Annotated in this window: 19 protein-coding genes; 5 read left to right on the top strand and 14 right to left on the bottom strand. The window is 70.5% G+C overall.

All coding sequences use genetic code 11. The annotated features are described in order from the left end of the window. Positions 1-12: 12 nt before the first annotated feature. The gene (gene tgmC / locus AB0L56_RS30170; protein WP_365428951.1) at positions 13-1215 is read right to left on the bottom strand and encodes an ATP-grasp peptide maturase system methyltransferase; all 1203 of its coding nucleotides are present in this window, start codon (positions 1213-1215) and stop codon (positions 13-15) included. Between the two features lie 181 nt (positions 1216-1396). Beyond that, on the bottom strand, positions 1397-1663 hold the full coding sequence (locus AB0L56_RS30165) for a putative ATP-grasp-modified RiPP (protein WP_365428948.1): 267 nt from the start codon (positions 1661-1663) through the stop codon (positions 1397-1399). 205 nt (positions 1664-1868) lie between these two features. On the opposite strand from AB0L56_RS30165, the gene AB0L56_RS30160 reads away from it, so the two are divergent. Both AB0L56_RS30160 and AB0L56_RS30155 read left to right on the top strand, forming a co-directional pair. After that, entirely contained in the window at positions 1869-2708 is an 840-nt protein-coding gene (locus tag AB0L56_RS30160) for a helix-turn-helix transcriptional regulator (protein WP_365428945.1), read from the top strand. Further along, positions 2705-2908, top strand: coding sequence for a DUF397 domain-containing protein (locus AB0L56_RS30155; RefSeq protein ID WP_365428942.1), 204 nt, complete (start codon positions 2705-2707; stop codon positions 2906-2908). The genes AB0L56_RS30160 and AB0L56_RS30155 overlap by 4 nt, the downstream gene beginning before the upstream one ends. Before the next feature lie 64 nt (positions 2909-2972). Here the strand turns inward: AB0L56_RS30155 and AB0L56_RS30150 are convergent, their stop codons facing one another. The 5 genes from AB0L56_RS30150 to AB0L56_RS30130 all read right to left on the bottom strand — a co-directional run bounded on the left by AB0L56_RS30150 (position 2973) and on the right by AB0L56_RS30130 (position 8771). Next, the gene (locus AB0L56_RS30150) at positions 2973-4670 is read right to left on the bottom strand and encodes a uroporphyrinogen-III synthase (RefSeq protein WP_365428939.1); all 1698 of its coding nucleotides are present in this window, start codon (positions 4668-4670) and stop codon (positions 2973-2975) included. After that, a complete protein-coding gene (hemC, locus tag AB0L56_RS30145) occupies positions 4667-5626 on the bottom strand; it encodes a hydroxymethylbilane synthase (RefSeq protein ID WP_365428936.1) in 960 nt (319 codons plus the stop codon). Before hemC ends, AB0L56_RS30150 begins: the two co-directional genes overlap by 4 nt. Beyond that, on the bottom strand, positions 5623-7425 hold the full coding sequence (locus tag AB0L56_RS30140; protein WP_365428933.1) for a glutamyl-tRNA reductase: 1803 nt from the start codon (positions 7423-7425) through the stop codon (positions 5623-5625). Before AB0L56_RS30140 ends, hemC begins: the two co-directional genes overlap by 4 nt. Next, positions 7422-8180, bottom strand: coding sequence for a redox-sensing transcriptional repressor Rex (locus AB0L56_RS30135; RefSeq protein WP_361037991.1), 759 nt, complete (start codon positions 8178-8180; stop codon positions 7422-7424). The genes AB0L56_RS30140 and AB0L56_RS30135 overlap by 4 nt, the downstream gene beginning before the upstream one ends. A gap of 312 nt (positions 8181-8492) precedes the next feature. Continuing rightward, positions 8493-8771 carry a glutaredoxin family protein gene (locus tag AB0L56_RS30130; protein WP_365428929.1) on the bottom strand — a complete coding sequence of 93 codons (279 nt, stop codon included), beginning with the start codon at positions 8769-8771 and terminating at the stop codon, positions 8493-8495. 104 nt (positions 8772-8875) lie between these two features. Here AB0L56_RS30130 and AB0L56_RS30125 point away from each other — a divergent pair, with 104 nt between their 5' ends. From AB0L56_RS30125 to AB0L56_RS30115, 3 genes are all read left to right on the top strand, one after another. Next, complete coding sequence (locus AB0L56_RS30125; RefSeq protein ID WP_365428926.1) at positions 8876-9787, top strand: HAD-IB family hydrolase; 912 nt, start codon at positions 8876-8878, stop codon at positions 9785-9787. 1019 nt (positions 9788-10806) lie between these two features. Beyond that, positions 10807-11577, top strand: a complete 771-nt coding sequence (locus AB0L56_RS30120) for an ECF subfamily RNA polymerase sigma factor, BldN family (protein ID WP_361037987.1) — start codon at positions 10807-10809, stop codon at positions 11575-11577. A gap of 252 nt (positions 11578-11829) precedes the next feature. Continuing rightward, the gene (locus AB0L56_RS30115; RefSeq protein ID WP_365428922.1) at positions 11830-13077 is read left to right on the top strand and encodes a DUF5667 domain-containing protein; all 1248 of its coding nucleotides are present in this window, start codon (positions 11830-11832) and stop codon (positions 13075-13077) included. 219 nt (positions 13078-13296) lie between these two features. Here AB0L56_RS30115 and AB0L56_RS30110 read toward each other — a convergent pair whose 3' ends face one another. The 7 genes from AB0L56_RS30110 to AB0L56_RS30080 all read right to left on the bottom strand — a co-directional run bounded on the left by AB0L56_RS30110 (position 13297) and on the right by AB0L56_RS30080 (position 19063). Further along, positions 13297-14373, bottom strand: coding sequence for a lysophospholipid acyltransferase family protein (locus tag AB0L56_RS30110; RefSeq protein ID WP_365428919.1), 1077 nt, complete (start codon positions 14371-14373; stop codon positions 13297-13299). Positions 14374-14387: 14 nt separating this feature from the next. Further along, positions 14388-15449 (bottom strand): NAD-dependent epimerase/dehydratase family protein, encoded by a 1062-nt coding sequence (locus AB0L56_RS30105; protein ID WP_365428916.1) that lies wholly within the window; start codon positions 15447-15449, stop codon positions 14388-14390. Between the two features lie 202 nt (positions 15450-15651). Next, entirely contained in the window at positions 15652-15750 is a 99-nt protein-coding gene (locus AB0L56_RS30100) for an AURKAIP1/COX24 domain-containing protein (protein ID WP_003948845.1), read from the bottom strand. Between the two features lie 154 nt (positions 15751-15904). Then, on the bottom strand, positions 15905-16117 hold the full coding sequence (locus tag AB0L56_RS30095; protein ID WP_189365561.1) for a helix-turn-helix domain-containing protein: 213 nt from the start codon (positions 16115-16117) through the stop codon (positions 15905-15907). Between the two features lie 129 nt (positions 16118-16246). Beyond that, positions 16247-17062 carry a phosphatase gene (locus tag AB0L56_RS30090; protein WP_365428913.1) on the bottom strand — a complete coding sequence of 272 codons (816 nt, stop codon included), beginning with the start codon at positions 17060-17062 and terminating at the stop codon, positions 16247-16249. Between the two features lie 97 nt (positions 17063-17159). Next, on the bottom strand, positions 17160-18332 hold the full coding sequence (locus tag AB0L56_RS30085; protein ID WP_365428910.1) for an acetoin utilization protein AcuC: 1173 nt from the start codon (positions 18330-18332) through the stop codon (positions 17160-17162). 80 nt (positions 18333-18412) lie between these two features. Beyond that, complete coding sequence (locus AB0L56_RS30080) at positions 18413-19063, bottom strand: HAD family hydrolase (protein WP_365428907.1); 651 nt, start codon at positions 19061-19063, stop codon at positions 18413-18415. Positions 19064-19195: the final 132 nt, after the last annotated feature.

The following is a 19195-nucleotide window of genomic DNA, read 5'->3' as shown; positions in this document are numbered from 1 at the left end:
CCGGGCCGCCCCTCAGGGAGACGGCAACGGAAGGCAGGGCATGCTCGGGTGCCGCAGGTGCTGTCCGCCGTCGTGGACGCACAGGGTGAAGGTCTCCGGTCCCGGCCGCCCCGCCATGTCGTAGGCGTCGAGAACACGCTCGACCCGTTCCCACAGCCGCACCGAACCTCCCTCCCGCACCTGCCAGCCGCCGTCGCCGCCAGGCGTCAGCGCGGCGGCCGATCCGCTCACCACGTCGATCAGATGCAGGGCGTCGCCGACGGTGGCCAGTTGGGCGTCGGGTACGGCGCTCTGCGCGAGGAAGCGCAGAGGGAAGGCCTCCTCGGTCGCGGCGGTGATCCGCTCAGGACCGTGCCGGGCGACTCGCGCCTCCCCCGGCAGCTCCGCCGCCCAGTGGGCGGGGTTGCCGAACGCCGGCGCCGCGTGCGTGCGCGCCGACATGAAAGAAACCGTGCCGCCCAGCAGGCGCCCCTCGGCAGTGCCGTCCCCGGCGACGGTGAGCAGGACGCGGGCGTACCCATAGAGCCAGCCCGAGAGCGTCAGCAGGATCTTCCCGCCAGGCCGCGTCTGGGCGACCAGGGCCGGCGGCACGGCGCGGAAGGAGCAGGCCGCGACGATCCGGTCGAACGGGGCCTCGGGCCAGTACCCGTACAACCCGTCCGCGACCGCGAGGGTGGGGGTGTAGCCACAGCCGTGCAGCGCGCCGGCGGCCCGCTCCAGCCGGTACGGATCCACCTCAATGCTCGTCACACCGGCGGATCCGAGACGTTCGCAGGCGAGCGCCGTCGAGTACCCCGTCCCCGTGCCGATCTCCAGCACCGAGTGCCCCTCCCGGACATCGGCGTCGGCCCACATCCGCACCACGAGCGACGGCAGGGTGGAGGACGAGGTCGGAGCCCCTCCGTACCGCTCGACCGGGTTCTCCCAGTCGGGTTCCTCGCCGTCGAACTGCGTGATGAGCGTGGTGTCGGAGTACGCGGCGGCCAGCCAGCGCCCGTGGTCGAGCGCGCCGGTGACCGGCTGCCACAGGGTGAGCCCCCGCCCGTCCCGCTCCTCGCCGGGCAGGTAGAAGCCGGGCACGAACCGGTGCCGGGGAACCTCCTCCACCGCCGCCCGCCAGGCCGGATCGTCCAGCGCCCCGCGTACGGCGAGGTCCTCCGCCATGACCGCGCGCAGCCGTGCGGCATCGCTTTCGAGGTCCACGGGCAGCGTCACGAGCGGCCCTTCCTTTCCACGGTGAGGAGATCGGCCGTCCAGTGTTCCGGGTCGTCCCCGTCCCCGGTGAGCGCGAAGTCGAAGCAGCCGAAGACCGGACCGAACGAGGCCAGGTACGCGTGCAGCGCCCCGCGGTGACGTCCTCCAGCGCGGTGACGACCAGGACGGTGAAGGCCATCGGTCAGTCCGATTCGTAGTCGGTGGTGCTGTCGTCCTGCGTCTGGGGCTGCGGACCGTTCCCGTCACCGCCCCCGGACACGGAAGCGGTACCGATCGTCCTCGACGTCCCGTGCTTGCCCATCTCGACCGGCCGCCCGGCGGCGTCGGCGTAGCGGGCGGTCTGCGCGACGGGGTCGAGCGTCACGGTCGCGTACGGCGGCGGCCCGACCGGCAGCCGATCGGTGACCAGGCGCAGCGCCCAGGGGGCGGCGGGGGCGAGTGTCGTCATGGGTGTCCCTTCTCTTTCCGCGACGCGGAGTTCTCAATTCGCGCCACTCAGTGTGCTCACCCATGTGCACACTGTGAATACGGACAGGTCGTACGGCCGACAGCTGTACGTCAGGTGTCCGGTTTCTGTCCGCCCTGCCCGGGGTGACCGGGCGCGGGCGGCCGGAGTTGGTCCGGGGAAGGGCACGCGACGGGAGGCGGCGAACGTGGGCGAGTGGGAAGCGGGGCTGGACGACGACGAGGCCGGGGCCGTGATGCGCACCGTCACACGGCAGTTGAAGCTCTGGCGCGAGGCGGCCGGCCTCACCCAGGCGGAGCTCGGGGCGGCGATCAAGTACGGGGAGGAGACGGTCTCCTGCGTGGAGCGGGGGCGGCGGATTCCCCGCCCGGAGTACTTGGACGCGGCGGACGAGGTGTTGGGGGCGGGCGGCAAGATCGCCGCGATGAAGAAGGACGTGGCGGAGATCCGGTACCCGAAGATGGTGCGGGACTTGAAGAACCTGGAGGAGGAGGCTGTTGAGCTGTGCGCGTACAACAACTCCGTCATCCATGGACTGTTGCAGACCGAGGACTACGCACGAGCCGTGTTCAACGCGCATCGACCGACGCTCACCGAGGCCGAGGTTGAGCAACAGGTCACGGCACGCTTGGCACGCCAGGAGATCCTTGATCTCATGACCGGGCGGCGCGTCTTCAGCTTTGTGCAGTGCGAGTCGACGCTTCGCAGGCCCATGGGAGGCAGAATGGTGATGCGCCAGCAGATTGAACGGCTGCTGGAGGTCGCCCAGTTGCGCAACGTGGACCTCCAGGTCCTTCCCTTGGACCGTGAGGTGAACTCCGGAACAGGTGGTTCGTTCCGGCTACTCAAGCTCAAGAAGGGAACCACAGTCGCGTTCAGTGAATCGCCCCTCAGCAGCAGAGTGACGACTGACCCCAAGGAAACGACGGTCCTCGACATCCGCTACGGAGCCCTGCGCGCCCAGGCTCTCAGCCCACAGGATTCATTGCCCCTCATCGAGAAAGTACTGGGAGAGACAAGGACATGACGCTCAAGGTCTCTAGAACCGGCACCAAGCCGGAATGGATAAAGAGCAGCTACAGCACGTCCGACGGCCCCGACTGCATCGAGGTGGCCACCGCCCCCGCTCACATCCTCGTCCGCGACTCCAAGAACCCGAACGGCCCCCGCCTCGCCCTCGCCCCCACGACCTGGGCAGCCTTCCTGCCGTACGCCTCCGGGCACTGACCCCGATACGTGCGATGGCGGGGCGCGCCTTAACAGCGCACCCCGCCACCTCACAATCAGGAGCTCACGTCGTAGACCGGCGTCTCCGCGCCCCCGGCCGCCGTTCGCTCGGCCTCGTCACCGGGTCGCCCGCGTCGATCGCGGCCGCGCGGCGACGCGTGCCGAAGTCGGCCAGGGCCTCCGCCAGCTTGTGGACCGACGGCTCGGGAGCCATGACGTCCACGCGCAGGCCGTGTTCCTCGGCCGTCTTCGCCGTCGCCGGGCCGATGCAGGCGATCACCGTCACGTTGTGCGGCTTGCCCGCGATGCCGACCAGGTTCCGGACCGTCGACGACGAGGTGAACAGCACCGCGTCGAAGCCGCCGCCCTTGATGGCCTCCCGGGTCTCGGCGGGCGGCGGCGAGGCGCGCACGGTGCGGTAGGCCGTGACGTCGTCCACCTCCCAGCCCAGCTCGATCAGGCCGGCGACCAGCGTCTCGGTGGCGATGTCGGCCCGCGGCAGGAAGACGCGGTCGATCGGGTCGAAGACCGGGTCGTAGGGAGGCCAGTCCTCCAGCAGACCCGCCGCCGACTGCTCGCCGCTCGGCACCAGGTCCGGCTTCACGCCGAAGGCGATCAGCGCGGCGGCCGTCTGATCGCCCACCGCGGCGACCTTGATACCGGCGAAGGCACGGGCGTCGAGCCCGTACTCCTCGAACTTCTCCCGGACCGCCTTCACCGCGTTGACCGAGGTGAACGCGATCCACTCGTAGCGGCCCGTCACCAGGCCCTTGACCGCCCGCTCCATCTGCTGCGGGGTGCGCGGGGGCTCCACGGCGATCGTCGGCACCTCGTGCGGCACGGCCCCGTACGAGCGCAGCTGGTCGGAGAGCGACGCCGCCTGCTCCTTCGTGCGCGGGACGAGCACCTTCCACCCGAACAGCGGCTTGGACTCGAACCACGCCAGCCGGTCGCGCTGGGCGGCGGCGGAACGCTCACCGACCACGGCTATCACCGGACGGCCGCCCTCCGGGGAGGGCAGCGCCTTCGACTGCTTCAGCGTCTGCGCGATCGTGCCGAGCGTCGCCGTCCAGGTGCGCTGCCGGGTCGTCGTACCGCCGACCGTCACCGTCAGCGGGGTATCGGGCTTACGTCCGGCGGACACCAGTTCGCCCGCCGCCGCGGCCACGGAGTCGAGCGTGGTGGAGACGACCACCGTGCCGTCCGACGCCCCGACCTCCGTCCAGCACCGGTCGGACGCCGTACGCGCGTCGACGAACCGCACGTCCGCGCCCTCGGCGTCGCGCAGCGGCACACCGGCGTACGCGGGCACGCCGACCGCGGTGGCGACACCGGGGACGACCTCGAACGGCACCCCGGCCGAGGCGCACGCCAGCATCTCCTCGGCGGCGTACGCGTCGAGCCCGGGGTCACCGGACACCGCACGCACGACCCGCCTGCCGCCCCGCGCGGCCTCCATGAGAAGATGTCCGGCATCCCTGATCGCGGGGACACCGGCGGTTGTTGACGCGCCGTCAACGACCGTCAGCTGGGGCGTGCCCGTGCCCGGAAGCGACGGATCGGCATCGGTGTGCACTTCGGCGACGCCCTGCCTGGCGTGCGTCCGTACGACGTCGAGCACGTCCTGCTCGGCGACGAGGACGTCCGCGTTCGCCAGCGCCTCCACGGCGCGCAGAGTCAGCAGTCCCGGATCCCCGGGTCCGGCACCGAGGAAGGTGACGTGCCCGTGTTCCGGAGGGGCGGGAAGGGTGGTGGGGCTCAATGTGCTCGCTCCCCCATCAGACCGGCCGCGCCCTGCGCGAGCATCTCGGTGGCGAGTTCGCGACCGAGCGCCGTCGCCGCCTCGTGCGTCTCGGGCACGGGACCGGTGGTGGACAGCTGCACCAGCGTGGCACCGTCGGTCGAGCCGACGACACCCCGCAGGCGCATTTCCTTGACAACCTGCCCGTCGGGCAGAAGGTCGGCCAACGCTCCAACAGGGGCGCTGCAGCCGGCCTCCAGGGCGGCGAGCAGTGACCGCTCGGCCGTCACGGCGGCCCGCGTCAACGGGTCGTCGAGCTCGGCGAGCGCGGCGATGAGGTCCGCGTTGTCCGCGGTGCACTCGACCGCCAGTGCCCCCTGGCCGGGGGCGGGCAGAATCGTGTCGACCGACAGGAAGTCGGTCACTTCGTCGCTGCGTCCGATCCGGTTCATTCCGGCGGCGGCCAGCACCACGGCATCCAGTTCGCCCTTATGGACGTACCCGATGCGGGTGTCGACGTTGCCCCGGATCGGGACCGTCTCTATTTCCATGCCGTGGCTGCGCGCGTACGCGTTCAGCTGCGCCATGCGGCGCGGCGAGCCGGTGCCGATGCGGGCGCCGCGCGGCAGATCCGTGAGCTTCAGCCCCTCGCGCGTGATCATCACATCGCGCGGGTCCTCGCGCACCGGAATGGCCGCCACGACGAGCGCGTCGGGCTGCGTGGTGGGCAGGTCCTTCAGCGAGTGCACCGCGAAGTCCACCTCGCCGCGCGCCAGCGCCTCCCGCAGCGCGGCCACGAACACGCCCGTGCCGCCGATCTGCGCGAGGTGCTCGCGCGACACATCGCCGTACGTGGTGATCTCGACGAGCTCGACAGGCCGTCCGGTCACCTGGCTCACGGCATCCGCCACCTGCCCGGACTGGGCCAGGGCGAGCTTGCTGCGCCTGGTCCCCAGCCTCAGTGCCTTCTCAGTCATCCCGGCCCTCGGTTCTCTGCGTTCTTCTCGGTGCTTTCCTCGGCGCGGGAGACGGAGGCCACCGTCTCGGGGTCGAGGTCGAACAGGGTGCGCAGCGCGTCGGCGTACCCGGCGCCGCCGGGCTCGGCCGCGAGCTGCTTGACCCGTACCGTCGGCGCGTGCAGCAGCTTGTCGACCACCCGCCGCACGGTCAGCGTGATCTCCGCGCGGTGTTTGTCGTCCAGGCCGGGAAGCCGCCCCTCCAGACGGGCGATCTCTCCGGCCACCACATCGGCCGCCATGGTGCGCAGGGCGACGACGGTCGGCGTGATGTGCGCCGCCCGCTGGGCCGCCCCGAACGCGGCGACCTCGTCGGAGACGATACGCCGGACCTGGTCCACATCGGCAGCCATCGGAGCGTCCGCGGACGCCTCCGCAAGCGATTCGATATCGACCAGCCGTACGCCGGCCAGCCGGTGCGCGGCCGCGTCGATGTCGCGCGGCATCGCCAGGTCGAGCAGAAAGAGCACGGGCTCGGGGCGCGGCGGCTCGGCCACCGGCTCCGGGCGGCGCCGCTCGGGGATCCGGCCGACGGCGGACACGGTCGCGGCGAGCGCGCCGATCAGTTCGGCGTCCGCCTCCGGGCCGCTGCGGTCGGTGCGGCGGCGGTCGACGGTGGTGCCCGTGGCCCATGCGGCGTGCTGCTCCAGCGTGGCCGCGTCCATACCGGCGACGGCGGCCTCGCCCATCACGGAGAAGCCGGGGGGTACGGAGGTCACGGAGGCCAGGTCGAGGGGGCAGTTGTCGTCGGTGCCGGCGGAGGCGGACTGCTGGGAAGCCCCGGTGCCGGCGGAAGCAGCCGGCTGGGAAGCCCCCGCGGAAGCGGCCCGCACCGGAGCCTTCGCGGCCTCCGCGTCGAGGTCGACGACCACCGGCTGCTCGCCGATACGGCTGTCGACGACCACCGGCTGCTCGCCGATACGGCCCCCGACACCCGCGGCCACCGCGTCGGCCGTGAGGACCAGCCCGGTCGCACCGGTGCAGGAGACGACGACGTCTGCACGTGTCAGCTCGAACGGCACCGAATCCATCGGTACCGCGCGGGCCAGCACGTTCGTGTCGTCGCCCGCCGTGAGGATCTCGGCGAGCCGCTCGGCGCGGTCGGGCGTGCGGTTGGCGACGACGATCTCGGCGACACCGGCCCGCGCGAGCGTGGCCGCGGCCAGGGAGGACATCGAACCGGCGCCTATGACCAGGGCCTTCTTGCCGGGGGCCCAGCCCTCGACGGGCCGGCCGACGGCGAGCTGCTCCAGCCCGAAGGTGACCAGGGACTGCCCGGCGCGGTCGATCCCGGTCTCGGAGTGGGCGCGCTTGCCGACCCGGAGCGACTGCTGGAACAGGTCGTTCAGCAGCCGCCCGGCGGTGTGCATCTCCTGCGCCCGGGCCAGCGAGTCCTTGATCTGGCCGAGGATCTGCCCCTCGCCCACGACCATGGAGTCCAGCCCGCAGGCAACCGAAAACAGGTGGTGAACGGCCCGGTCCTCGTAGTGCACATAAAGATAAGGAGTGAGCTCCTCCAGGCCGACCCCGCTGTGCTGGGCGAGGAGCGTGGACAGCTCGGCGACACCGGCGTGGAACTTGTCCACATCGGCGTACAGCTCGATGCGGTTGCAGGTGGCCAGGACCGCTGCCTCGGTGGCCGGCTCCGCGGCGACCGTGTCCTGCAGCAGCTTTGTCTGCGCGTCCACGGCCAGCGAGGCCCGCTCCAGCACGCTGACCGGCGCGCTGCGGTGACTCAGTCCGACGACGAGGAGACTCATGCCGGCATCACGGCGGGCATGTCCCCGTCGGGCCCCTGGTCGGTGGCGGACTGCTTACGGGTGGCGGCGGGGGCGACGGCAGCCGCCGCTTCCTCACCGGCTTTGCGCTGCTCGTGGAAGGCGAGGATCTGCAGCTCGATGGAGAGGTCCACCTTGCGCACGTCGACGCCGTCCGGCACGGACAGCACGGTCGGCGCGAAGTTCAGGATGGAGGTGACACCGGCGGCCACGAGCCGGTCGCAGACCTGCTGGGCGGCACCGGCGGGGGTTGCGATCACGCCGATCGACACGCCGTTGTCCGTGATGATCGACTCGAGCTCGTCGGAGTGCTGCACCGGGATGCCGGCGACGGGCTTACCGGCCATCGCGGGGTCGGCGTCGATCAGCGCGGCGATCCGGAACCCACGGGAGGCGAACCCGCCGTAGTTGGCGAGGGCGGCGCCGAGGTTACCGATCCCGACGATCACAACCGGCCAGTCCTGGGTCAGGCCGAGTTCACGGGAGATCTGGTACACGAGATACTCGACGTCGTAGCCGACGCCCCTGGTGCCGTACGAACCCAGGTAGGAGAAGTCCTTGCGCAGCTTCGCGGAGTTGACGCCCGCGGCGGCCGCCAGCTCCTCCGAGGAGACCGTGGGCACCGAGCGCTCGGAGAGCGCGGTGAGGGCGCGGAGGTACAGCGGAAGACGGGCGACGGTGGCCTCGGGAATCCCTCGGCTGCGGGTCGCCGGTCGGTGAGTTCGGCCAGTTGCCACGGTGCTCCTGCGGGTAGAGCGGGGCTTCAGGCGGTCACTCGTGAGGTCATACGTCGGGTCATACGCCCTCGGACCGCCCCGTCGAATGCAGGCTATGTCTTTGTGAACGCGTGCACAAAGATTGTGTCCGATTTGCCCGGGCAACGTGACCGGGGTCACGCGCCCCCGGCGCACTGGTCTGGAACCGGCGCACGAGCACCACCGTTCCTTTTCTTCTGGGGGCAAAACCGCACACTCTCCTCAGTGAATCCCGCCCCCGAGACCAAGCCACCATCGATCCTAAGCGAGTTCCGGTCACTTTGTACTGGCCGGTCAGTCACTGAGTGCCTTGCGCAGCCGCTCCTCGTCGACACGCCAGAACGTGTGCTGACGGCCGTCGACGAGAACCACGGGGACCTGCTCCCAGTACCGGTCGTACAGCTCCCGGTCCTCGGTGATGTCCTTCCGCTCCCATGGAACGCCGAGCGCCTCGCACACCTTCTCCACCACCACCTGCGCTTCGTCGCACAGGTGACAGCCGGGCTTGCGGACGAGGGTGACGAGCCGGTCCCGTGGGGCGGCCGGAGTGTTGCGGCGGAAGAGAGGGCTCATACGGGCCATTGTCGCGCGCGCCGTAACGCCACCGCCCCCGAGAGTTCACGACGTTCGAACCGCGCGGATCCGGAACCGCCGTGCGGACTGGCTATGCTCACGCCATGGCCGCTCTCGGATGGCTCACTCCCCGTAGGCGCTCCGCCACGGCGCGGAGCGTGTTGGCAGGCGAGGCCTCGGCGGAGGCAGCACGCAAGTCGACCCAGGACATTGCCGAACGCGAACCGGAGTTCCCGGTACCCGGCGACGAACGGGCCGCCGCGTTCTTCGACCTGGACAACACCGTGATGCAGGGCGCGGCCCTGTTCCACTTCGGGCGGGGCCTGTACAAGCGGAAGTTCTTCGAGACGCGCGAGCTGGCCCGCTTCGCCTGGCAGCAGGCGTGGTTCCGGCTGGCCGGGGTCGAGGACCCCGAGCACATGCAGGAGGCCCGCGACTCCGCGCTGTCCATCGTCCAGGGTCACCGCGTCGCCGAGCTGCAGTCCATCGGCGAGGAGATCTACGACGAGTACATGGCCGAGCGGATCTGGCCGGGGACCCGGGCGCTGGCCCAGGCGCACCTCGACGCGGGGCAGCGGGTGTGGCTGGTCACGGCGGCACCGGTGGAGATCGCCCAGGTGATCGCGCGCCGGCTCGGGCTGACCGGGGCGCTGGGCACGGTCGCCGAGTCGGTCGACGGCGTGTACACCGGCAAACTCGTCGGCGAGCCGCTGCACGGTCCGGCCAAGGCGGAGGCGGTGCGCGCGCTGGCCCTCGCGGAGGATCTGGACCTGAGCCGCTGCGCGGCGTACAGCGACTCGCACAACGACATCCCGATGCTCTCGCTGGTCGGCCACCCCTACGCGATCAACCCGGACTCCAAGCTGCGCAAGCACGCCCGCCGCATGGACTGGCGCCTGCGCGACTACCGCACCGGCCGCAAGGCGGCCAAGGTCGGCATCCCCGCGGCGGCAGGCGTCGGCGCGGTGGCCGGCGGCACGGCGGCCGCCATCGCCCTCCACCGAAAGCGCCGCTGACCTCCGACCGACCTGCGGGTTGCCGCGCCAGTCCACAGGCCCCCACGCCTCCCCTGAAAGCCCGCCAAACTGCTCTACGGCAGCCTGGCCGCACGGGGGGTGGGACGTGTCCGCACGCGAGCGTCGATCACGCGGCGAGCTGATCCGGCAACGCGCACAGGGGCAGACGCCCCGGCCGGCGCCTTTCCTCGCCGACCGCGACGACAAAGCCCTCACGGAAACTCGACCGCGCTATCGCGCTCGACCCCCGCAACCCGCGCCTGGGCCCACCGGGGGAAGGTCCCTATCTGGCACAACCGCACCGATCAGGCCCCGCGTGACCGAGGGAAGCGATCCGACTGATGCTCGAGACGGTGACGTCGGAGTTCCCGGCCTGCAGGGACCGGAGGACGGAGTTGCTCAACACCCCGGAGGAGGATGCGACCCGGGCTTTCGGCCTCTTCCGGGCGCTGCTCTCCTCGAACCCGGCGAGAGCATGGCGCCGGCGGTGCGGAGCTTCCTTGCCGCGGGCCCGGATCACGACGCCGTCACCGACGTACCGCTGCATCTGGCCGAGCTCGCGGACCTGGCGGCCGCGTACGTCAGTGCCGACAGCAGCTCTCCGGGCACCGCCGGGGCGAGGGGCGGAGCGCCCTCGGGGCGGGTCAACCGGGCGCACCCTGACCGACCGCGACCGGGCCCCCCACCCCGCTCACCAACACGCCCAATCCAACTCCCGTACCCCGCAACCCTTCTGTCCAGTCCCGTTGGCTGCACACGGCCACAACTCGCCCCTCAGCACACCGGATACGAAATATTTCGGTCAACAATCGGTCACCCCACCACACGTGAACGCACGTCAACCGGTTACGGAAGCGACGTAATCGATGATTTGAGCAACTCGGTGTAGCAGAGCCTGCACGAAGCGTTATTCTCCTCAGACGCAATCCGGTACCAACCCGTCGCTACGACGGGTGAACGGTCCCGCACTGCACGTACTACGTACTGCACGTGATGGAAGCTCTGCCTCTGGGAGTCCCGTGTACCCACACGTCGGGGTTGACGCCTCGGGCCTGGCTACGCTGCGCGCGACAGTCGCGACAGCCCGAGACATGTTGCGCGGTATCGTCCCCGCCGCGCAGACCGTCCCCGCATTCGCCACCGCCCCCGCCGGCCCGTGCTACGCCCTCGCCGAAGGTACCGCCGCCGTCGGCAGACGAGGGCGCCCCGCCACCACCGCTCGCCGCCCCGCCGCCGACAGCGACAGTGCCCGGATGATGGACCTCGTGGAGCGCGCGCAGGCCGGCGAGGCGGAGGCCTTCGGGCGGCTCTACGACCAGTACAGCGACACCGTGTACCGGTACATCTACTACCGCGTGGGCGGGAAGGCGACCGCCGAGGACCTCACCAGCGAGACGTTCCTGCGGGCGCTGCGCCGCATCGGCACCTTCACCTGGCAGGGCCGCGACTTCGGCGCCTGGCTGGTGACCATCGCCCGCAACCTCGTCGCCGACCACTTCAAGTCGAGCCGCTTCCGCCTCGAGGTCACCACCGGGGAGATGCTCGACGCCAACGAGGTCGAGCGATCCCCCGAGGATTCCGTTCTCGAGTCCCTGTCCAACGCCGCCCTCCTCGATGCCGTACGACGACTCAACCCCCAACAGCAGGAATGCGTCACGCTCCGGTTCCTCCAGGGGCTGTCCGTCGCCGAGACCGCCCGGGTCATGGGCAAGAACGAGGGCGCCATCAAGACCCTCCAGTACCGGGCCGTCCGCACCCTCGCCCGGCTCCTGCCGGAAGACGCCCGCTGACCCGGGCGCCCCCGCCGGCCGGAACACGCACCGCGACAGCCAACTGACGGTACGTGTAACCCGGTTGGCTTCCTCATTCGGTCATCCGGTGTCCGTAACCCAGGTGCCGCGCCGCTCGTTGTGCGGGATACAGGCTCCCTGTGGTCACCCCCTGACCGACTTGGATCACTCGATCGTGTGGCCTTGGTCGGGCCGGGGAACCCTCAGGACCCCCTGGGGAGTCGACCGTCATGACGAGAGGAGGTGCCGCCAGTGATCGCGAACGTATCGGCGCACCGGCGGGCGAACGCCTTCGCCCAGGCCCTGGAGGAGCAGTCCGACCGGGGCACGGCGGCCGAGCAGTCCGAAGGACGGGCACCGGCACCGGCCGTCGCGGAGGGCGAGCAGGCAGAGCTGCTCGCGCTGACCTCCGGCCTCGGCGCGCTGCCCAAGCCGGAACTGGACCCCGAGGTCAAGGTCGTCCAGAGGGCCCAACTGGTGGCCGCGTTCGAGGCCATGCTCCAGGAAGGCACCGCGGCGGGCGAGGCGACGGATCAGGCCGTACCCGAACAGCGTTCGCGCCGATCCCGGGGCGCACACCGGGCGACCCCGCTGGGCAGGCTACGACCGCGATCGCGGCTGGCCAAAGGGCTCACCGCGAGCGGACTCACCGTCGGTGTCGCCGCCGGCGCCCTCGGCGGAGTCGCCGCCGCCAGCTCCGACGCCCTGCCCGGCGACTCCCTCTACGGGATCAAGCGCGGAATCGAAGACGTCAAGCTCGGACTTGCCGACGGCAGCGACGAGCGCGGCCGGGTCTACCTCGACCACGCCTCCACCCGCCTGGGCGAAGCACGCCGGCTGATGGAGCGCGGCCGCAGCGGGCCCCTCGACCACGAGTCCCTCGGCGAGATCCGCCGCGCCCTCTCCGGCATGCGGCACGACGCCTCCGAGGGCCACCGGCTGCTCCGCGAGGCGTACGAGCGGGACCCGGACTCCCTGAGCCCCATGCAGGCGCTCTCCTCCTTCTCCCAGGCCCACCGCAAGGCCTGGAGCACGCTCCGCGACCGGCTGCCGGTGCAGTTGGGGGACGTCAGTCAGCAGGTCTCGTCGGTGTTCGACGCCATAGACGAAGACGTCGCCCCGCTCCGGTCCATGCTCCCCCAGCCCCCGACCGACAAGGTGGGCGAGGGGGCACGGCACAGCGGCTCCGAGCCGGCATCCGGCGACCCGTCGGCGTCCCGCCCCGCTCAGTCCCCCGGCACCGGCGACGACACCTCCGGCGACAGCAGTTCGCGCCGGGCCGATCCGTCCCGTTCCGCCGACGCCGACCGCGAGAGCGACAGCCTGCTCGGCGGCAACACCGGCGGTCTGCTCGACCCGCCGAAAGAGAGCGGCGGACTCGCCACCACACCGCCGCCCACGGGCGACATCACCCGACCCCCCGCCCCCGACGTCACCCTCCCACCTCTCCTGCCCGGTCTCCTCCCGGGTCTGGGCATCGACGCCAAGGGCGCGGAATAGGGCTGGGGGCGCCCCCACCAAGGGGCGCCCCCAGCACCGCACGCACCACGCCGCCGGTCAGAAGAACACGGGTCTCGAAGGCAACCTCAGAAGAACACCGACCGCCGCTGCACCAGCAGCTTGGCCCCTCCTGTCTGCCGTCCTCGCACTGCTTCGCAGGCTTCGGACAGCTGCGCCGGACTCCGTCCGCCGGCTCACCGCCCGGCCTCGAAGGCAACCTCAGAAGAACACCGACCGCCGCTGCACCAGCAGCTTGTACAGCGTGTGCTGGATCTCTTCCCTGACCTGGTCCGTCAGGTTGAACATCAGCATCGGGTCCTCCGCCGCCTCCGGCGGATAGCCGTCCGTCGGGATCGGCTCACCGAACTGGATCGTCCACTTCGTCGGCAGCGGCACCGCACCCAGCGGCCCGAGCCACGGGAACGTGGGCGTCAGCGGGAAGTACGGAAAGCTCAGCAGCCGGGCCAGCGTCTTCGCGTTGCCGATCATCGGATAGATCTCCTCCGCCCCGACGATCGAGCACGGAACGATCGGCACCCCTTGCCGCAGCGCGGTCGACACGAACCCGCCCCGCCCGAAGCGCTGCAGCTTGTACCGCTCACCGAAGGGCTTCCCGATGCCCTTGAAACCCTCCGGCATCACTCCGACCAGTTCCCCCTGCGCCAGCAGCCGCTCCGCGTCCTCCGCGCAGGCCAGGGTGTGCCCGAGCTTCCGGGCGAGTTCGTTGACCACCGGCAGCATGAACACCAGGTCCGCCGCCAGCAGCCGCAGATGACGGTCACCCGGGTGATGGTCGTGCACGGCGACCTGCATCATCAGGCCGTCCACCGGCACCGTCCCGGAGTGGTTGGCGACGATCAGCGCGCCGCCCTCCGACGGAATGTTCTCGATGCCCTTCACATCGACCCGGAAGTACTTCTCGTACACCGGACGCAGCAGGGACATCAGAACCTGGTCGGTGAGCTCCTCGTCATAGCCGAAATCGTCGACCTCGTAGTCCCCGGTGACGCGGCGGCGCAGAAAGGCCAGGCCGCTCGCGATCCGCCGCTCCAGGCCGCCGTCGCCGTCACCGGCGCTCTGGGCGGCCGGCTCCTGAGGCTGCTCGTCCTCACCGGTCACCGGACCATCATCCTGTACGGAGGCCACGCCCGGCAGTGGCTGGACGTCCCCCACCGCCGCGGGCCCCGGGCCGCCCTGGCGCCGGCTCCCCGCACTGCGGCGGCGCGACGGGCGCTGCCCGGCACCGCCGCGGGAACGGTGGTCGTCATCGAACGGAATGACCTTGGCGTCCGCCATCGTTGCTGCGCTCCTCAGTTGGCGCTCTGCGTCGGGGAGTGACCGCTGTCCGGCAGGGACAGCGCGGCGATCCGGTCGACGGCCCCCGCGAGGGCCTCCGGCGGAAGCAGTCCGGGACCACGACTGCGCACAAACTCGGAAAACGTTTCGGCAGTCGAGTACTTCGGGGTGAAACCCAGCGTCTCCCGCATCTGGTCCGTCGCCACCACCCGCCCGTGGGTGAGCAGCCGGATCTGCTCGGGCGAGAAGTCCGTCATCCCCAGCGTACGCACCAGCGACCCCGCCCAGGTGACCGCGGGAAGCAGCAGCGGCACCGTGGGCCGGCCCAGCCGCCGCGAGCACTGCGAGAGCAGCAGCACGCCGTCGCCGGCGATGTTGAAGGTTCCGCTGTTGAGCGTGGACCGCCGGGGCTCGTGCGCACCGATCCGCAGCACCTCGATGACGTCGTCCTCGTGCACGAACTGCAGCCGGGGGTCGTAGCCGAACACGGTCGGCAGCACCGGCAGCGAGAAGTACGAGGCGAGCGGACTGTCCGCGGCCGGACCCAGGATGTTGGCGAACCTGAGCACGCACACGGCGACATCCGGGCGGCGGCGCGCGAAGCCGCGCACATAGCCCTCGACCTCGACCGTGTCCTTCGCGAAGCCGCCGCTGGGCAGCGACTTGGGCGGTGTCGTCTCGGTGAAGACCGCCGGATCACGCGGCGCCGAACCGTAGACGTTCGTACTGGACTTCACGACCAGCCGCTTGATGCTCGGGGACTTCTGGCAGGCACCCAGCAGCTGCATGGTGCCGATGACGTTGGTCTCCTTCAGCGCCGTCCGGCTGGAGCTGCCCAGCGGCGTGCCCGTGACGTCGAGGTGGACGACCGTGTCGGCGCCCGTCTCGGCGAGCACCCGCGCGATGGTGGGCAGCCGGATGTCCGCCTGGACGAATTCGGCGCCGCCCAGATGGTGCTCGGGTGGGACCGCGTCCACGCCGACGACCCGGTCCACCTCCGGATCCCGCAGGATCCGCCGGACGAAACGGCCGCCCAGCTGCCGGGCCACCCCGGTGACGAGCACGACCTTGCCCAAGATCAGCGCCTTTCTCTCGTCCTGCTCCCGACGGCCAACCTATCGGGTCACCGTCGCTCTGTGGAACCAAGCGAATGCTTGAAGTGACGACAGCCCCGGACGTACGAACGTCCCGCACCCATGCCGCCCAGGACACACGGACGACAGTGGCCCCCCACCGGACTGCGGTGGGGGGCCACTGGACACGCTTTCGCGCTGTCGCTTACTTCTTGTTGCGACGCTGGACGCGCGTGCGCTTGAGCAGCTTGCGGTGCTTCTTCTTGGCCATCCGCTTGCGCCGCTTCTTGATAACAGAGCCCACGACTACCCTCGCTCACTTCTCATCACTCGGTGTTTGGGCGCCATGGGCCCACACGACCTACGAGGGGTTAGCCTACCCGCCCGAGCGCTGAGGTCGTAATCGAGGTGACCGGGGAGGCCCATGAGTACCCGGTACGGGTCTCCCCGACACGCCGTCAGGGGGTTTCCACCCCCACATAGCTCTCGCGGAGGTACTCGTGAACCGCTTGCTCGGGGACGCGGAAGGACCGCCCCACCCGGATCGCGGGCAGATGACCGCTGTGCACCAGCCGGTACACGGTCATCTTCGACACTCGCATCACCGAGGCGACTTCCGCCACGGTAAGGAACTGAACCTCGTTCAGAGGCCTCTCGCCAGCTGCAGCCATGACACACCTGAACCTTCCGCACTCGACGGCCACCGGCTTCCCCTTCCGGTGACTCTTCGTCGCTGCGTGCTCACTCCCCAATGTAGGGGCGGGTGATGCGAGTGGGGAAGAGGTGCAGCCATCGGCGACCTACTGTGACAGACACGCTCGATTGAGTACGTAGCGGGTCAGCGGCAGGTAGTAATCGGACCGCACGCCGTCATCAAGTGGAACGACGAGGGACACGGCGCCCTCGGCCTCCCCGACGAACGGGGCGGGGTCGTTCACATCGGCGAGTCCCACGGTGTCGAACCCCAGCTGACCTGCACCGCAGACCCAGCCGTGGTCTCCGATCACCAGCCCGGGGAGCGGCCCGCCGGCGTCGGCCGCCGCGGCGAGCGCGGTCCGAACCGGGAGAGGGGAGTGCGTATGTGCGCCGGGCTCACAACCGGGGCGTTGCGAGGTCGCGCCCCGGACCAGCCCGACTCCTCGTACGTAGTCGAGGTTGTACGTACGTAGGCCGAACCGGGTCGTTATGTCGACACGGCGACCCTGCGCCGGAGTGAGGACGGTACATCCCGCTGACGACAAACCGTCTGCCAGAGCCGCGTAGAAACCGAGCAGCCGGTGCGGGTGCCCGGTCCCGAGAAGGACCGGCACACGGCACCGGGCGACCGCGGCCAGCCGCTCCGCACAGGCGTCCAGGGCGGCCAGGGTGCGCCCGGGGTCGATCACATCATGGCCGAACGTATGCGCGGGATCGGCCGAAACCCCGCACCTTGCCGACATCAGGGCCAGCAGATCCCGCTGCCCCCATACCCCCTGCGGATCCAATCCGATCAGCAGACGCGGATCCCGCGCCGCGAACAACCGGTAACTCCGAAGGCTCTCCTCCCGGGTCGTACCCACCACCCCGGCCAGCCGGGCAGCAAGGAGATGCGCACGAAGGCCGTCGGTGGTCAGCACATGAGCGATGGTGCGCTACACCGGGGCCCGGCGCGGCCGGAACGGCACCGACACCGCACGGTTGGCCCAACGGCCGGCGGACTTCGCCGGACAGGCCCTACGGCAGCAGCCCCCGCAGCGGGAACACCGCGCGCCGGGTCGCCAGGATCGCCTGGTCCAAACGGTCCGCCGGGTCGTACCCCTCGTCCCACGCGGCCCAGGAGACCGGCCACCGCCCGTCCGTCATCCGCCGGGGTGCCGGCTGCCGGGTCCGGGCGTAGACCTGCTGCCGCCAGCTCTCGGGAATCATCGTCGTCGGCTCCACGGGCCGCTCGGCCGCGATACCCACCAGATGGGTCCAGGACCGCGGCACGACCTCCACCACCGCGTATCCGCCACCGCCCAGCGCCACCCACCGCCCGTCGGCGTACTCGTGCGCCAGTTCGTGACAGGCCACCTGCACCCCCCGCTGCGCGTCCAGCGACACCGCCAGATGCGCCAGCGGATCCTCGAAATGCGTATCGGCCCCGTGCTGCGTCACCAGCACCTGCGGCCGGAAGTCCGCCAGCAGCTCCGGTACGACGGAGTGGAACGCCCGCAGCCACCCGGCGTCCCCGGTCCCGGCCGGCAGGGCGACGTTGACCGCACTGCCCTCCGCCGTGCCCGCTCCGGTCTCCTCCGGCCATCCGGTCTGCGGGAACAGCGTCCGCGGATGCTCGTGCAGCGAGATCGTCAGCACACGCGGGTCCTCCCAGAACGCCGCCTGCACCCCGTCCCCGTGATGCACGTCCACATCGATGTACGCGACCCGCTCGGCCCCCAGTTCCAGCAGCCGGGCGATCGCCAGCGAGGCGTCGTTGTACACACAGAAGCCGGAGGCGGCCCCGGGCATCGCATGGTGCAGCCCCCCGGCGAAGTTCACCGCGTGCGGCGCCTCCCCCCGCCACACGGCCTCCGCCGCCCCCACCGACTGCCCCGCGATCAGCGCCGACACCTCGTGCATCCCGGCGAACGCGGGATCGTCCATCGTGCCCAGCCCGTACGACTGGTCCGCCAGCTCGGGGCTGGCCGAAGCGGTCCGCACCGCCTCGATGTAGTCCTCCCGGTGGACGAGCCGCAACGTCGACTCCCCGGCCGCCTTCGCGGCGACCACCTCCACCTCCCGGTCGAGCCCGAAGGCTCCGACCAGACTCCGGGTGAGGGCGAGCCGGACCGGGTCCATCGGATGGTCCCGGCCGAAGTCATAGCCCGTTACTGCCTCGTCCCACATCAGCTGTGCGCGGCCGCTCATGACCGCCACCGTATCGGTCCTGTTGAGGCGCGAACGACCGGTAGGGCCCGGGGGTACTGGTGGGTACTGGTGAATCGGTTTTAGTTTTCGTAGAGCAGTGCTGCCAACTCCCGCATGTCGTCGAAGAGCCCGGTGGCCCCGACGAGCCTCTCGGCCGGCGTCATCGCGGTGAACCCGTACACGTCCATCCCGGCCGCGACCGCCGCACGCACGCCCAGCGGACTGTCCTCGACGACCACACACCGCTCGGGTGCCGCACCCATCCGCTCGGCCGCGTGCAGAAAGAGATCGGGGGCCGGCTTGCCCCGTCCCACGTCCTGTGAGCTGAAGATGCGCTCGTCCTCGAACCATCGCTCGAGCCCTGTCGTGCGGTGCCCCACCCTGATCCGCTCATGGCTCCCGGACGACGCCACACAGTAGGGCACACCGTCCGCGGCCAGCTTCTCCAGTACGTCCATGGCCCCGACGACGGGCTTCAATTCCCGCTCGAACGCGGCGAAGACACGGGCGTGGAAGACGTCGTCGAAGTCCACCGGCAACCGCTGCCCGGTCCGCTCCTCGACGAGATCGTGCACGCGATGCAGGGCGGAGCCCATGTAGTCACGGATGGAGTCCTCGTACGTGGTCGGGTGACCGAGCTCGGTGAGATAGGCGGCCAGGAGCTGGTTGGAGATCGGCTCACTGTCGACAAGAACACCGTCGTTGTCGAAGATGACGAGGTCATAGCGCATGACACGACCCTAAACGCAGAAAACCCCGCACCGTTACGGTGCGGGGTTTCCCCTAATAATTGTTCGGCGGCGTCCTACTCTCCCACAGGGTCCCCCCTGCAGTACCATCGGCGCTGTAAGGCTTAGCTTCCG

The organism is Streptomyces sp. NPDC052079 (assembly GCF_040680275.1).
GTDB lineage: Bacteria > Actinomycetota > Actinomycetes > Streptomycetales > Streptomycetaceae > Streptomyces.
Note: the sequence above shows the minus strand (reverse complement) of the source record. Positions and strands in the feature narration are given on the sequence as shown.

Excerpts from the sequence above, each read along its gene's own strand:
- hemC (WP_365428936.1), bottom strand. The coding sequence starts at position 5,626 with ATGACTGAGAAGGCACTGAGGCTGGGGACCAGGCGCAGCAAGCTCGCC.
- AB0L56_RS30095 (WP_189365561.1), bottom strand. The coding sequence starts at position 16,117 with ATGGCTGCAGCTGGCGAGAGGCCTCTGAACGAGGTTCAGTTCCTTACC.
- AB0L56_RS30165 (WP_365428948.1), bottom strand. The coding sequence starts at position 1,663 with ATGACGACACTCGCCCCCGCCGCCCCCTGGGCGCTGCGCCTGGTCACC.
- AB0L56_RS30085 (WP_365428910.1), bottom strand. The coding sequence starts at position 18,332 with ATGAGCGGCCGCGCACAGCTGATGTGGGACGAGGCAGTAACGGGCTAT.
- AB0L56_RS30140 (WP_365428933.1), bottom strand. The coding sequence starts at position 7,425 with ATGAGTCTCCTCGTCGTCGGACTGAGTCACCGCAGCGCGCCGGTCAGC.
- AB0L56_RS30125 (WP_365428926.1), top strand. The coding sequence starts at position 8,876 with ATGGCCGCTCTCGGATGGCTCACTCCCCGTAGGCGCTCCGCCACGGCG.
- AB0L56_RS30155 (WP_365428942.1), top strand. The coding sequence starts at position 2,705 with ATGACGCTCAAGGTCTCTAGAACCGGCACCAAGCCGGAATGGATAAAG.
- AB0L56_RS30110 (WP_365428919.1), bottom strand. The coding sequence starts at position 14,373 with ATGGCGGACGCCAAGGTCATTCCGTTCGATGACGACCACCGTTCCCGC.
- AB0L56_RS30130 (WP_365428929.1), bottom strand. The coding sequence starts at position 8,771 with ATGAGCCCTCTCTTCCGCCGCAACACTCCGGCCGCCCCACGGGACCGG.
- AB0L56_RS30080 (WP_365428907.1), bottom strand. The coding sequence starts at position 19,063 with ATGCGCTATGACCTCGTCATCTTCGACAACGACGGTGTTCTTGTCGAC.